The sequence below is a fragment of the Paenibacillus sp. 203 genome, assembly GCF_037027525.1.
Classification (GTDB): Bacteria; Bacillota; Bacilli; order Paenibacillales; family Paenibacillaceae; genus Paenibacillus; species Paenibacillus polymyxa_B.
The window spans coordinates 110,481-125,501 of the sequence record NZ_JAXCHD010000007.1 but is presented as its reverse complement, the minus strand read 5'-3'; the positions used below and the strand labels follow the sequence as shown (position 1 = coordinate 125,501).

Genomic DNA, 15,021 nt, shown 5'->3' with positions numbered 1-15,021 from the left:
AGCGGGGATTGTTTTGTTTATCTAAGCTTAGGAACCTCCAACGGTAGCATTAAGCTGAATAGGGTGCTGGTCATAAGCATGATTAGGCCCACTCACAATAAATAAAAAACTAGCTGCGACGATCAGAAGAACCATTTTTCTCAACATTGTTTAACCACACCTTTTCAATAAGATTTAAAAACTCTTCTTTGAACTCAGGAACTGCATGTGTTCTAAACTTCACGAATAGCCCCATGCAGTTTATAAAATAAGTTTCGTTATTTATTATATGTGACTGTACCGTTGCATACATCAAATGTTTAAAGCCATCACCGTATGATCCTCTATATAAATAATAATAAGCTAACTCGTATCCAAATCGTGCATATTGTTCTGGTATAACTTGCCTAGTATACATATCCATTGATGGCTGCACCTGTTGAGTAAACGAATTAATTATAGTTTCAAAACGTCTAAGTATATCGTCTATATCTAGTTGATACTGGTTAGCTGCAAGCAGTACGTTCAATATCTTAGTTACCATTTCTTTATCTACTTTTGATTTGGCAATGTATTCAACATAATCTGGAAGCACACTTGTATCACCGGACAAAAGTTTATAAATGTAACTATTACATTTCGCCCAATCCTTATAAAGATTTAGCCAATATAAAGTATCTTCGTCTGTCTCCAATACCCAATCTAAATCAGTGTAGGCATATGTATATTCTAGAGCTTGTTGATAATCGCCTTGGGCTTCGCAGACACTTGCACATAGTAAATCGGCATATGTGATGTACACAAACATGGGCCGACTTAACTTCTTAGCAGGTTCGTCACACTCTCGTTTCTTCTGTTGATGTTTAATTGTATATTGGATTTCCGCTTTTTCTCTCATTTTTCTTGCCATTTCATCGACCTTGTTCCACTTACACAATGAACGATACAAATTCGCTAAGTCCTTCAATGCGTCAAGTTGGTCTATTTCATTCAATCGCTCAACAAAAGCTTCAAGTATCGCAGCAGCGTGGAGATTTTGGGTTTGGTCGTCTCCAATCTGAATCGTAAATATACGATATTGACAGACTGCCAAGCGTTCAGAATGCTGATATTTCTCCGTTTCAGCTACACCCTCATAGAGCAGCAATGCAGCCTCATTTCGTCCCTGCGACAATAATTCTTCTGCAATTTCAAATAGTTTGGGTGAATACAGTAGATTGTCCATGATGGCTCCCACCACTCGACGGATTGCATCCAACTTGCCCAACTCCGCACAGCGAAACAAAAACGGCTCGATTCGCCTCATATTCGGGGGATGGTCGATGATGAAGTTTTCTATAAACAGATCATAAAAGTGACCTTCCGGTAAACCCATAGCCTCAGTAATTCGATCCAGTTGGTTAACAGACAAAGGCTTGTTTCCTGTCACGATAGCACTTACTGCTCCCCTATTCATATCCGCAATATGACCAAATTGAGTTAAACTCAATCCTTCTTGTTGTAGGTATCTGTCTAATTCTGCTCGAATCGTAGGTGTATGCTTCATGCCATAGCCACCCTTCGCATAGAAATTCCAGTATTTTATAATCATTTACTATTTTTGCCCAGTAATTAACAGTTGTCAATATCTTTTTTTGCGAATCATGTAGAAAGGCTGCGTTTGTCATAAGGGTACTCCTGTAAACAAAAAAAAGCACCCCACTGGCTTTAGCCAGCAGAGTGTTTCGTATTTCCAAACGCTTGTGATTATTCCTCATTATCTGTAGTTGGACTGTCAGCCGACTTACCATCCACATAAGCCTCAGCCAGAATGTAAAGCAATCACTGCACCGAATGCACGACATTACTATCGTATTTTGGACACAATCGTAAAAGAGCACCCTGACTTTCCGCGGATTCGTTTCTATGATCTAAGACACGCTCATAACAGGGAACTCATGAACACTGAAAAAACCACTTTACTATACTAAAGGTTAGAAGATTGTTAGAAGATTGCCCAGAATCACAAAAAAGCGCGACCTCCAAAAAGCTTGGAAGCCGCGCTGTGCTTGAGTTTCATAGAATGCTGGTGAAGGGAATTGAACCCCCGGCCTACGCATTACGAGTGCGTTGCTCTACCCCTGAGCTACACCAGCAGGTCAGTGTAACTGACAACAAAAACTATTATACTCTTAGTTACATAAAAATCAATCACTTACATCAACTTTTTCAACTAGGATTTGGATTTAGTTCGGTAACATTTCCTGTCGCAGTGCCAGATAGTTTCTCTGCGACGGAACGGAGCTTTTGGTGACTGGAGGAAGGCTTGTCACGGCGATCATCAATTTTGACCGAGGTGGAAACACGCTTGGCTCCAGACAGGAATGGCGCTTCGTGCAGCGCAGCAATGGCGGTGAACACATCGTCCAACGAACCTTCAATAATCGTACTCATGGAGGTAAGCTCATAGGTAATTCCTTTTTGCGTCTTCAACACTTTTTGCATCTGGGCAACGTAGTCGCTCAGGCTTGTACTCCCCGTTCCAATCGGGATCACTGTCACTTCTGCAATAGCCATCGCCAAGTTCCTCCTTTAATTTAAAATCGTCGCTTCTTTAAAAATCTAACATCTCAGTCCGATAGAGCGAGCAACCTTATTTCACAAAAATAGTTCATATGTATGCTGCTTGTTTCTGTAGGAAACATCTTTATCATTCATTGTACCGTTCAAATAGCCTCAATTCAAATACAGCCCACGACTTCTCTGCATATTTTGATTTTCCATTCCTTTTCCTTTACGTATGGCTTCGAATGTTGCTATAATACTCCTTGCACTTATTTGAAATTTTAAGTTTATACACACAATATGTTGGGTTAAATATTCATAACACGTCTAAATATAGTGATGTAGCCGATAAATCGTACAGGAACCATCTTTTTCCCCTTCATTGGCAGGTGCATCGCTATTTCTATGTTATTGGATTACATACAGCCCCCAAATGCTGTCTGACCATCGCTTTTTTCGCCATTATCTTCTCATCATGATCATTTTCATGCCTATTCCCAAGTATGATTCCAAATCAGGAAAGCGAGGAATTAATCCTATGCCACAACTCGTAACCAAACCAAACAATCGCCAGTTGGCTTTTGATGAAATACGCATTTCCGTATATGCCGACCGTGTACTCAGCGGGCTGGACAAGCTGGATAAAGATCGTCTCATTCGCGGTGTAACTAGCAAGCTGCGCCGGGACGAAGTCACGGGGGATGACATCAGCAACGCGTTTGCGATGGCTGCCCTTGAACTGGTTAGCAAGGAAGAACCGGACTGGAAATTTGCCGCTGCACGTGCTTTGCTCACTTCCTTGTATAAAAAGGCGGCCACTCACCGCCGTTATAAATCCTATGCGGACGAGCCTTACGGCGCTTTTTATCCACTGATCACGGATTTGGTCCAAAAAGGAATTTACCGTCAAGAACTGCTCGACTACTATACCAAGGAGCAGATTGATGAGTTGGGCGATTCCATATTGCCGAAAAATGATCTGCTGTTCGATTATATCGGGCTGTTAACGCTGTCTGAGCGCTATTTGGCCAATGATTTTGACGGACGCGTAATGGAATTGCCGCAGGAACGCTACATGATCATCGCGATGTACCTGATGCACCAAGAGCCTGCCGACAAGCGGATGGATTTGGTCAAGGAAGCATACTGGGCGATGAGCAACATGTACATGACAGCAGCTACACCAACCATGTCCAATGCCGGAAAAAAGGTGGCCGGACAGCTCTCCAGCTGCTTTATCGACACCGTAGACGACTCGTTGGAAGGCATTTTCGACTCCAATACGGATGTAGCCCGTCTTAGCAAAATGGGCGGCGGCATCGGCGTATACCTCGGTAAGGTACGGGCGCGTGGCTCCGATATCCGTGGACATAAAAATACAAGTTCCGGCGTCATTCCGTGGATTCGCCAGTTGAACAATACAGCTGTTAGCGTAGACCAATTGGGTACTCGCAAAGGTGCAATTGCCGTATATCTGGACGTATTCCATAAGGACATCCTCGCGTTTCTTGACCTGAAGCTGAACAACGGTGACGAGCGGATGCGTGCACATGACGTGTTCCATGGCGTATGTCTGCCCGATCTGTTCATGGAGCGGGTCGAAGCACGTGGTGAATGGAATCTGTTCTGTCCGCATGAAGTGAAGAAAGTGATGGGCTGGAAAGATGACAACGGTCGTCCACTGGGCCTGGAAGATTTTTATGATGAAACCTTCGGTTCAGGTACCTTCCGCGAGAAGTATGAGGAGGCGTCGCAGCATCCCATTCTCTCTCGTATTACAGTGCCTGCCATCGACATCATGAAGCGCCTGATGAAGTCACAACTGGAAACAGGTACACCGTACATGTTCTACCGTGATACGGTAAACCGGTCGAACCCGAACCGCGCCCATGGTATGGTATATTCCTCCAACCTGTGTACGGAAATTATGCAAAACCAATCTGCAACTGTAGTAGAAAAAGAAGAATTGGTCACCAAGGACGGACAAACACGCATCGTTATTTCCAAAATTCCTGGCGACTTTGTGGTGTGCAACCTGAATTCCATCCATCTGGCTCGTGCGGTTCCGGCAGGTGTGCTGGATCGCCTTGTACCGATTCAGGTACGTATGCTGGATAATGTTATTGATATCAACAACATTGAAGTACTGCAAGCACAATATACGAACAGCCAATATCGCGCTGTCGGTCTGGGTACATTTGGACTGCATCATCTACTCGCACTGGAAGGTATCCGTTGGGAATCCGATGAAGCGGTAACCTATAACGATCATTTGTATGAAAAAATTAACTACCTGGCAGTCAAATCCAGCATGGAGCTAGCGAAAGAAAAAGGCCGTTATGCCAAATTCGAGGGTTCTGACTGGTCTACTGGGCACTATTTCACTTCCCGTGGCTATACGGATGGTACACGCGAAGGCAAATTTGTCACTACGTCCGAGTGGAGCGAGCTTGCAGAAGAAGTCCAACAAAATGGTGTCCGCAACGCATGGCTGTTCGCCATCGCGCCTAACGGGTCCACGTCTATTATTGCAGGTTCTACCGCCAGCATTGATCCATTGTACGAGCTGCTTTCCTATGAAGAGAAAACAACTTACAAGATTGCTAACCCTGCACCGGATTTGAACGAAAAAACCATCTGGTACTACAAGACGGCTTTCTTGCTGGATCAACACGCTTCGATCAACATGGCTTCTGCACGTCAGCGTCATATTGACCAGGGTCAAAGCTTTAACCTGTATGTACGGCCTGATATTAAAGCAACTGAATTTTTAGAGCTGCACATCCATGCCTGGAAATCAGGTATGAAATCGACCTATTATGTACGCAGCCGCGCACTGACGATTGAAGAATGTGATAGCTGCGCATCCTAAACTAAAGGAGAGAAGCTCTCATGCAGTTACAGAAGATTTTTAACACGGAAGCGCCCAATCGCTCTACCCGTATTATTGAAGGCGAAAGCTCCGGTATTTTGAATTGGAACGATATTCGGATGCCGCATATGTACAAATTGTATAAAGTGCTGCTGCTGAACCACTGGATTCCAGATGAAATTCCGATGTCCAAGGACGCGTCCCAGTTCCCTGTGCTGGATGCCGAAGAACAGCGCACCTTCAAAATTAACATCGGCCTGCTGGCTGTACTGGATTCGATGCAAACAATGTTTGTCGGGGATGTAAAACGCTATTTTACCGACTCGTCACTGGAAGCTATTTCAGCGATTATCGGGCAGCAGGAAGTGGTGCATAACCAGTCCTACTCCTACGTTCTGTCTTCTTTGGTGTCAGATCAGGAACAGAAGGAAATTTTTGAATATTGGAAAAACGATCCCGTCCTGCTGGAGCGTAACACATTCATCTCGGACATTTATCAGGAGTTCCGCGATGAGCAGAACCCACAAACCTTTTTCCAGGCGATGGTAGCCGATTTGATTTTGGAAGGCATTTTCTTTTACAGCACATTTGCTTTCTTCTACAATTTGGCCCGTGATCAGAAAATGATGGCAACCAGCCAAATGATCTCGTATATTCAGCGTGATGAAAATCAGCATTGCTACTTCTTCGCCGAAGTGTTCAAGCAGCTATTGTCCGATTTCCCTGAGCTGAATACCAAGGAAAATACGGACTATGTCTATCGTATGATTGACCGAGCTGTGGAGCTCGAAACGAATTGGGCGCATTATACGCTCAAAGAGGTTCGCGGCATCGACTTGAACGAGCTGAGCGATTACATCAAATACATGGCAAATATGCGCCTGAGACTGCTTGGTATGGACAAAGCGTACGAAGGCGTAGATGTAAACTGTATGCCTTGGATCAAACCATTCTCAGATGAAGCGCTGAATGCGACAAAAACGGACTTCTTTGAAGCAAAATCACGCAATTATGGCAAGGTCGGAGATGACAACGGATTTGACGATTTGTAAGTCATAAGATACAGCCTTAGCACGGTACTTACCGGGCTAAGGCTTTTTTCATGAGAATTTACGCAAATACGCAAAAAAATCATGAAACATCTGAATAACTATTCATATTTTCCTATTTGTACACGATATATATGAAGGTGAAAAAAACATAGTAAGGAGCATATTATGAAAAGCAGCGTTAAAAAAAGAATGGGATTACAATCCAAACTCTACTTCATCTTGCTCATTCCTTTAATAGTGATTGGCGTCATTGTTCTGTGGACGACCAATCAATCTATCCAGAATGCTTCTCTATCAACCATGCAGCTAAACAATGAAACGCTGGCAAAGAACACGGCCCAGCTATTGGACAAATCCGCAGTTAAGAGCTTAAATACTGATTCATCTGAGCAAAGCAGCGAGTATAAACAGCTTCGTAACGAGTTAAATACGCTCAGGCTGCAAACTGGAATTCTGTACATCTATCTGTACAACCGTGTGGGCAATGAGTGGAAAATTACGGTGGATGGAGCCGCATGGGACGACAAAGACTATAGTCCATTCGGAACTCCTGTAAGTTTTACCCTTAAAGAAACGGAAGAGAAATTGAAACAAGGGGAAACAGTGACTACAGATATTACAACGGACCCTGAGTGGGGGACGATGTTTTCCTCCTTTACTCCCATTAAGGATACAGATGGAACCATCATTGGTTATTTGGGAATCGATAGATCCCTGTCCTCTGTGACTGAAGTATACGAACATACCTTGCCCGAGGCCTACCGATTAGTTATTCCTGTTATCTCCATCATTCTGATCATCTCCATTGCGGCTATGATGCTGGTAACCCGGCGGATACTGCGTCAGGTGAGATTTATTAAAAATACACTGGAGCAAGTAGCCGACGGCAACCTTACGGTTACATCGTCGCAAGTAACATATGATCAGTTAGGCGAAATTAGCAAATTGACGAACAAAATGGTGGAAGCCATGTCGAATATGATTGTGGATATTCAAAGCAGTTCTAGCACACTCCAGCATGCATCAGAGAATATCGTCGTGACAACGGAGGGGACACTCCACCAAACTGAGGAACTGTCCCGCACACTCCAGCAAATTGCCGATGTCTCTATTAACCAAGCGGATCAAGCAGTGGAATCGGTTCAACAATCTGACCGATTAGGACAAACGCTGGATGAAGTCGGAAGCCATGTGCAACAATTTACGGATACGGCCCATCATCTCAATGAGGTTCGTAATCAGGTAACCAGTGAGCATGAACTGCTATTAGAGAAAGGACGAGAAAGCGCCCTGCGTATCAAGCAGATGCAGCGTATGTCACACGCATTAACCGAAAAATCGCGCGAGGCGGCTAACATCGGTCAGCAGGTACAGGGCATCGTAAAGCAGACGCAGATTTTGTCCTTTAATGCATCTATTGAAGCCTCACGTGCAGGCGAAGCTGGCAAGGGTTTTTCTGTAGTCGCTCATGAAATGGGACAACTTGCTCAGCAATCTGCCATATCGATTCGGGAAATCGATGAAATCTTAAGAAGCTTTGTTGAGCAAATTGAGCAAATGGGTGATCAATTTGATGAAAACATAAAGACCGTCAATGAACAAGAAACCCAAATTTCAGTATGTCTACAGTCTGTTGACAAAGTCACCCAGGTTTCACAGGAAGTTCAGGAGTTAGCCGCACATCTAGCTCAATTGACGGCAGAAATGCAAGAGGTACGTCACAGCGTAGATCAACATTTAAATCACACAGCCAGCGCGGCACAGCAGACTGCCGGAATGACAGAAGATGTATCAGCAAGCGCCGAGAAGCAGGCCCTAGCGGTAAAAGAACTATCCGAAGTAGCCCGCAATCTCACGACACTATCAAACAATCTGCAGCGTCATGCCGACCAGTTCCAGGTAAAAAACGCTGAATAGTGAATATTATGTTGGATTCGATTCAACTAGACGAAAAGAAGTAAACTAAAATGGAGCATTCGCTAACGTAGCGAATGCTCCATTATTATGTTTTGAAAGCCGAGCAGGGTTCACCTTTATCCGAGTAGGTGCATACATATAACCTAGAAGTGTGATTTCAAGCAACCCAGAATCATACACGTTCTTATGATGGAGGTAGCGCCGCTGTTTTCACCTGTTTCGTATAAGAAGGATAACCTCCCGTATGCTGGAGCATTTCGATTTCACGCAAAATACGCGGCAAGTCAGCGACCGAGTTCATCACGATGTGGGCTCCTGCTCTTTTCAAACCATATACACTCTGTCTGCGTCGTTCCTCAGCCACTCTGTCGTCCGCTTCATGGCTGGTCGTTTGAGCTGCGGTCGTCACGCTTTCGTTATGGTTCAAGACACCAATCGTCCATACACCGGCGTTCCGTCCTTCTTGCATATCGGCTGCTGTATCCCCTACTTTCACAATATCGCTCAGCGGAAATACCTGCAAGCGATGTGCAATTTCATAGATCATCCACGGATAAGGTCTCCCCTGCGAAACTTCACAAGGGGCAACCATACAATCCAGCGTATAGGGGGATTGTGCAGGCGTAAATACGTGACTGAGCATCTCCATCGGACAGGATGCAGTGGCACCTGACTGAATGCGACGATCCTGCAACTCCTGCAGCGCCCTGTCTATACCGATAGCAGGCTCAGCCCCTTGGATCAAGGAGCGGAGAACAGGGACAAGCTCAAGATAAATATGCTCAATATCCACTCTGCCAGGATGCGCACCAAAGCACTCCAGCCATTTTTTCCGAACCTCTGAAAGTCCCAGCACATTTGCAATATGATCCCGGATCGGCATTCCTCGCCCATGAGATACCTGTTCTTCAGTTACCTGTATACCTTTCCATCTGAAAATGTCACGCATTCCCTGGGTTAAGCCTCGTCCTCCGGGGTCTAACAATGTACTTTCGAGATTAAAAATAACCGCCTGTATCATGCAATCCCCGCCTTTCCGTACCGCGGCTATCCGCAATCTTTATTTTGCTTAGGAACATGATACACAGCTAACGTAAACTGAAATGTCGTAAACGGTAAGCGGATTGTAATTGAAAATAAATTCCTTGATTGGTTGTGAATACCGAGTGTGATAAGAGGAGGAGTCGCAACATGAGACAGCCTTGGAATGAATTTAATTCCAAAATGCCTTGGCGGATGGAGCTTGGTTGTTATGCGCTGAATAAACTAGCCTGTGGAGGATTAGTTTTTGGTCTCTTATGGATCTACTGCTATCTGACAGAGGAAATAACAGGAATTCCTCTGACTATAGCAGGCAATAGTGGTGAACTGACCGCGCAGCTGTGGGCCTATGGCTTTGCCCTTCCTGCTGCTCTTGCCGCTGATGCACTACGCGATCTTTTACCCTGGCTTCGCAAGCCTGAGCAGCTCACCCTATACCTCGCTGCAGGATTCAGTGTCTTTCTCCTGCTAGGTTCTTTGATGTCGCCTGCCGGAACGGGCATTTCATGGAGCAACGGCATAGCAGGTGCAGGGATTACACTGCTGTATTATGGAGGAAGGCACTGGCTGAACCGTGAATATGGATTACAGATCATGCTGGCCTTCCTCCTGCCACTGCTGCTATGGCCTATAGGGCTTCAATAATGTCGCCAGCGATCACAGAGGCAGGATGCTGGCGATGACGTGCGGCTGTTTCTCCAGCCGCACCATGCAGATACACGCCAAATGCTGCTGCCTGCGAAGCATTCAAGCCCTGAGCCAGCAAACCTGCGATGATGCCTGTTAGCACATCGCCCGCACCACCTGTCGCCATCCCAGCATGGCCTGTAGTATTGACGTAGGCCGTTCCGTCGGGACAAGCGATGACCGTGCGCGCTCCTTTGAGCACCAGCGTGACTCCACGTGTCCGGGCGTACTCCCGGGCATGGGTGATGCGGTCACGCTGCACCTCTGCTGTCGGTATGCCCAGCAGACGAGCCATTTCACCGGGGTGCGGCGTCAGTACGACCGCCGCACTTCTCGGCTTCCAAGCCTCCAGCTCAGGCCCCGCCGAGGCGAGGATGTTCAAGGCGTCCGCATCAAGCACGAGCGGACCGCCGTATTCCTCCCACAGGCGGCGCAGCCAGCAGGTGTCCCCTGCAAAGCGGCCGAGGCCGGGGCCGACGGCCAGTACATCACGTGCCTGCGCGAGCTGTAGCAGCTCGTCTGCGGAGTCGGCATTCCATTCGCCGTCTCCACCTGCTGCTGCGGCAGCGAGCATCAGTTCCGGCGCGGCGCCAATGACGCGCGGCAACAACGCCTCGGGCACCGCCCACGTGACAAGGCCGCTGCCGATGCGCAGGGCGGCACGTGCGGCCAGCAAGCCCGCGCCGCTCATGCGCAGGCTCCCGGCCGCGACGAGAACATGACCGTAGGTGCCCTTGTGCCCGTCCGGCACGCGGCTGCGACTTACATCTACGTCCAGCGCAGCGCGCAGCGTGTCACGGGTCAAGAGCCGCAGCTGCACGCCGCACTCACGGGCAAGGCCGGGTGGAATACCGATGTAGCGTACCACCACATCGCCTGCGGTCCCGGCGCCCGGATATTGGACGAGCCCACGCTTCAAGTAAGCGAGGCATACGGTGACGCGCGCACGAATGCACGGCTCGTGCAGCGCACCCGTGTCGGCGTCGAGGCCGCTAGGCACGTCTACCGACACGAGCGGCGCGCCGCTGGCATTGGCCTCGCGGATCAGCGAGGCGTAGGGTTCGCGCGGCGGGCCTTGCGTGCCCGTGCCCAGCAGGGCATCGACGACGCCGGAGGCGCCGCGCAGGTCGAGGGTATCCCGGCCATAGAGAATCACCGGGATACCCAGAGCCGCGATGATATCGCGTTGCGCAGCCGCTTCACCGCGTAGCGTGTCTGGCGGCTCGACGTACACAACGGTGACGCGCAGCCCTGCATCGGTCAGATGACGGGCTGCCACCAGTCCGTCACCACCGTTGTTGCCTTTGCCTACGAGGATATACCAGTGTTCTCGTTCCCGTAAGTCATGTCGTCCTTGACTCCACGTCTCTGTCCGTATAACACCGCCATGTCCCGGTATATCCCCCGGTCCTGTGTGTGTAACCTCTTCTGTCCACTGCGACCCCAACACTTCAGCACGATCATTTCCACGTGTTAGATCAGCAGTGCCTACTGAGAAGCCGCCGCCATTGCTCTTCCCACTTCTTTCGGCACATAGCTTCAACACCTCGTAAGCTACCGCGCGCCCGGCATTTTCCATCAAGGTAAGGGCCGGAATACCCAGCTTGTCAATTGTATAGCGATCCAATTCTCGCATTTCTTCGGCGGTCACCATATACATGCTTTTCGCCTCCCGTATAGCTATCCCTGCTTATTAATATCCAACCGTAAAACGGGAATTGACAAACTCCCCTTCTACTAACTCATCAATCAGGGCTACCGCATAATCTTCGACCGAGATACGGCTATGGCCTAATTCGTCAACCACCAAATGATCCAAACCAATACGGAACTGTCCTGTACGTTTTCCCAATTCAATTATTCCGGCAGGACTACAATAGGTCCAGTCTACATCCGTAGCGCGGTACAGCTCCAGTGCATCTGCATGGGCAGCCGCCAGTGGCTTCACTTCCTCCGGAAACTCGGCGGTATCCATGAGGCGTTCACCGTTTTCTGTTTTCAGACTTCCCGCTCCGCCAACGACAAGTATGCGCTCCGCGCCGGAACGCCGAGTTCCTTCCAGCAAAGAACGAGTCGCTTCGAGCAGTTCTTCCTCTTCTCCAAACTTGGGACCGTATGCGCTAATGATAGCATCGTGCCCTTTGGCCACGTCCGTAACGGAATTCGGATTTAAAATATCTGCTTGAACCACCGTCAAATATTCACTTTGCTCCGTCACACGTTGCGGGTCGCGCACCGCCGCCGTCACTTCATACTTACGCTTGATTGCTTCCTTTACTAAAGCTTGACCAATGGTTCCTGTTGCTCCGAAAATAATAACTTTCATATAAATGTGCCCTCTTCCTGTCTATAATTTACTTACTGTTATTTATCCGTTTTATATCCAGCCTAAACCCGTACAGCATGTCAGCTTACAGTCCCCCCGGCTGTCGCCAGTACATCCCTTCCGACCTCGGACTGACCAATTGGAAGCCGAATTGCGCATACAAGCGGTCGGCCGGCTTATCCGCGATCAGTGTCACAAGGCTGCCCGTACGGTTGATTCGATGTCTCATGATGTTCTGTTGCAATTTCTACATTTTTATCCATGCTGAATCTCCTCCTGCTTGTAATCTTGTCTATTTTACCAAAAAATACTTCATATATCCTGGTCAAAGGGATACAAGCCCTTGAAATGCCTGTATGGTCTGTGCAATAGTGTAGAAAGAACAATGGAAGGAGGGATTGCGGGTGTCCCCGACGGACTTCGCGGCGTTAGCCGCATATATCTCACCCGGTCTGATTGCCTTCCTGCTGGCGTTGTCTTTGCTGGTATGGCTGTATGTTCACAGTGCAGCCCAGCTTCGAAATTCACGTCAGCAGCGGCTGGAAGAATTACAGGAATCGCTGCGTATTTATGGACGATTAGCTGGTTGTCTCCAAACCGCTACCCAGAACGGGTTCAATAACAGCGAAAAGCAGTACCAGAACGGACTCATCCACGCTCTTCAGGAAGCCAAAGCTGCTCCCTATTTGACCCCTCACCTTCAAGAGCAGGTTCAAGCATCCCTTCGGGAGTGTGATACATTCCGCAGAGAATTGCTTCTCAAATCACTGGAGCGTGAAATGAACAAACTCATCGAGGAACGGCGTCTTGTTCTGCTGGAATCTCATGCTCCGGGCTGGGGAACAGCATTGTGGAAGCTATTGCGCCCAGCAGCTGGTCCGTTGGCGCTGGCAGGAATCGTCTGGTTGGTCACAAGGCTGGTTATGGAACTGATAGCCTCCAGCCATGTCGATGTTAGTCTGCCCGATACTGCACAATCTGCCTCATGGCTCATAGAGTGTGCATGGATGAGGTTCGTTTCCGGCTTGATCGCTCTACTGTATGTGTACCGACTGATGACCCTGCGCAGACAAAATGATCTGGACGTGACGGCATCCCATTTTCCAACAAGCCTGTTGTGCTTAGTGATCGCCGCTGTCGCTCTGTTTCAATGGATCGGACCGGAAGCATCTCCCTACATACTGGCTGTTCAGCTTGTGCTGTTCTTGATTGGCTTCCGACTTACCCGCGGCCGCTCGCGCAGTGATCGTCCTTATGTTGGTCATCCCGGCTTGATCAAGGCAGATTCTTCTCAACATCAGGATTTACACGCAGCAGATAAAGATAAAACGGCTGACTCTTCTTTGGCAGAAGAACATATCCGGTCCTAAACACCAATAGCACAGGATTCTATTCCCGTATCCACCCTGCAAATCACATACCATCACAGGACATCCCAACAACAAAGAAAGAGATTATGGGGTGTCCTGTTTTTTGAACAATTTTTGGCTTTTTGAGGGGTTAGGCTTGTGCCAGTGATCAAGGAAAGGGTATATTGTTTATATAAATGTAAATCATATCGTTTTTTATGTATGAATATTGAAAAAAATCCATATATGTTAAACTACCATCAATTTATGATGTGCGTTAGAATTGGAGGAACTATGCAACTGGACATTTCTGAAAAATCACTTCCCGTTTATGAAGCGCTGGCCAGTGAGGTTCGGCTAAACATGATTGTTCTGCTTGCGGAGAAGCCTATGAATATACGTGAGCTGGCGGAAGCGTTGGGTCTCAGCAGTGCGATTATGACGATGCATGTTAAGAAACTGGAGAGAGCGTCCATTATTTCGACCAAAATGCTGCCTGGGCGAGGCGGAGTACAGAAAGTGTGCTCACTGGCTACAGACAAAATTGAAATCGCCATGCCACGCTACCAGCAGGATGTACGACAATTCCATCAGACGGAGATTTCTGTGGGACACTTTACAGATTTTGAAATACAGGCGACCTGCGGACTGGCTACCGTCGAAAAGATCATTGGTGAATTCGATGAGCCTCGTTCGTTCTTGGACCCTGAGCGCTTCAATTCCAAAATTCTATGGTTCAGCCAAGGATATATGGATTATAAGGTGCCGAATTTCCTACTGTCCAGCCAAAAAGCTGAGGAACTGGAAATTTCGATGGAACTATCATCCGAGGCCCCTTTTACCAATGATAATTGGCCTTCAGATATCACTTTTTTCCTAAATGATGTGAATTTGGGTACATGGACCAGCCCAGGGGATTTCGGGGATAACCGGGGTAAATACACACCTGCATGGTGGCCTGATTTTATCAATCAATATGGTCTCCTTAAAAGACTTCGCGTTACCTCTGAAGGTACCTTTATGGATGGCAAGCAGATATCCGACGTAACTTTAAGCCAAGTACTGATTGATCAGAAGCAATGGAAATTCCGTATTGCCATATTGGATGATGCCCAGCATGTTGGAGGGGTTACTCTGTTCGGTACCGGATTTGGTAACTACAATCAGGACATCCTGTTCCGTTTGTACTACAAACATGCAGAAAATCATACCAAAACAGTAACGGTAGAAGCTGGCGATACTAGCAAATAACTT

At 47.6% G+C, this 15,021-nt stretch carries 11 protein-coding genes, 1 tRNA gene and 1 pseudogene; 6 read left to right on the top strand and 7 right to left on the bottom strand.

The features are described from left to right. Positions 1-109 precede the first annotated feature (109 nt). From WA407_RS17415 to WA407_RS17405, 3 genes are all read right to left on the bottom strand, one after another. On the bottom strand, positions 110-1,525 hold the full coding sequence (locus WA407_RS17415; RefSeq protein ID WP_336077888.1) for a transcriptional regulator: 1,416 nt from the start codon (positions 1,523-1,525) through the stop codon (positions 110-112). Between the two features lie 517 nt (positions 1,526-2,042). After that, positions 2,043-2,114 (bottom strand) — tRNA-Thr (locus WA407_RS17410). 73 nt (positions 2,115-2,187) lie between these two features. Further along, complete coding sequence (locus WA407_RS17405; protein ID WP_013308518.1) at positions 2,188-2,535, bottom strand: MTH1187 family thiamine-binding protein; 348 nt, start codon at positions 2,533-2,535, stop codon at positions 2,188-2,190. 526 nt (positions 2,536-3,061) lie between these two features. On the opposite strand from WA407_RS17405, the gene WA407_RS17400 reads away from it, so the two are divergent. From WA407_RS17400 to WA407_RS17390, 3 genes are all read left to right on the top strand, one after another. After that, the gene (locus tag WA407_RS17400; protein WP_336077887.1) at positions 3,062-5,395 is read left to right on the top strand and encodes a ribonucleoside-diphosphate reductase subunit alpha; all 2,334 of its coding nucleotides are present in this window, start codon (positions 3,062-3,064) and stop codon (positions 5,393-5,395) included. A 20-nt stretch (positions 5,396-5,415) separates the two neighbouring features. Continuing rightward, on the top strand, positions 5,416-6,447 hold the full coding sequence (locus tag WA407_RS17395) for a ribonucleotide-diphosphate reductase subunit beta (protein WP_029517885.1): 1,032 nt from the start codon (positions 5,416-5,418) through the stop codon (positions 6,445-6,447). 165 nt (positions 6,448-6,612) lie between these two features. Beyond that, positions 6,613-8,364, top strand: coding sequence for a methyl-accepting chemotaxis protein (locus tag WA407_RS17390; RefSeq protein WP_336077886.1), 1,752 nt, complete (start codon positions 6,613-6,615; stop codon positions 8,362-8,364). Positions 8,365-8,548: 184 nt separating this feature from the next. On the opposite strand, the gene WA407_RS17385 is transcribed toward WA407_RS17390, so the two are convergent. Then, positions 8,549-9,385 carry an HAD hydrolase-like protein gene (locus tag WA407_RS17385; RefSeq protein ID WP_235307071.1) on the bottom strand — a complete coding sequence of 279 codons (837 nt, stop codon included), beginning with the start codon at positions 9,383-9,385 and terminating at the stop codon, positions 8,549-8,551. A gap of 170 nt (positions 9,386-9,555) precedes the next feature. Here WA407_RS17385 and WA407_RS17380 point away from each other — a divergent pair, with 170 nt between their 5' ends. Beyond that, positions 9,556-10,050, top strand: coding sequence for a hypothetical protein (locus WA407_RS17380; protein WP_061830043.1), 495 nt, complete (start codon positions 9,556-9,558; stop codon positions 10,048-10,050). Here WA407_RS17380 and WA407_RS17375 read toward each other — a convergent pair. The 3 genes and pseudogenes from WA407_RS17375 to WA407_RS17365 all read right to left on the bottom strand — a co-directional run. Beyond that, positions 10,034-11,752, bottom strand: a complete 1,719-nt coding sequence (locus tag WA407_RS17375; protein ID WP_336077885.1) for an NAD(P)H-hydrate dehydratase — start codon at positions 11,750-11,752, stop codon at positions 10,034-10,036. The two genes, WA407_RS17380 and WA407_RS17375, sit on opposite strands and share 17 nt — an antisense overlap. A gap of 33 nt (positions 11,753-11,785) precedes the next feature. Further along, on the bottom strand, positions 11,786-12,418 hold the full coding sequence (locus tag WA407_RS17370; protein ID WP_336077884.1) for an NAD(P)-dependent oxidoreductase: 633 nt from the start codon (positions 12,416-12,418) through the stop codon (positions 11,786-11,788). 85 nt (positions 12,419-12,503) lie between these two features. Beyond that, positions 12,504-12,623: pseudogene (locus WA407_RS17365) on the bottom strand (GNAT family N-acetyltransferase); the annotation flags it as partial. Between the two features lie 199 nt (positions 12,624-12,822). Here WA407_RS17365 and WA407_RS17360 point away from each other — a divergent pair. Next, complete coding sequence (locus WA407_RS17360) at positions 12,823-13,788, top strand: hypothetical protein (RefSeq protein ID WP_336077883.1); 966 nt, start codon at positions 12,823-12,825, stop codon at positions 13,786-13,788. Between the two features lie 273 nt (positions 13,789-14,061). Further along, positions 14,062-15,018 carry an ArsR/SmtB family transcription factor gene (locus WA407_RS17355; protein ID WP_061831167.1) on the top strand — a complete coding sequence of 319 codons (957 nt, stop codon included), beginning with the start codon at positions 14,062-14,064 and terminating at the stop codon, positions 15,016-15,018. Positions 15,019-15,021: the final 3 nt, after the last annotated feature.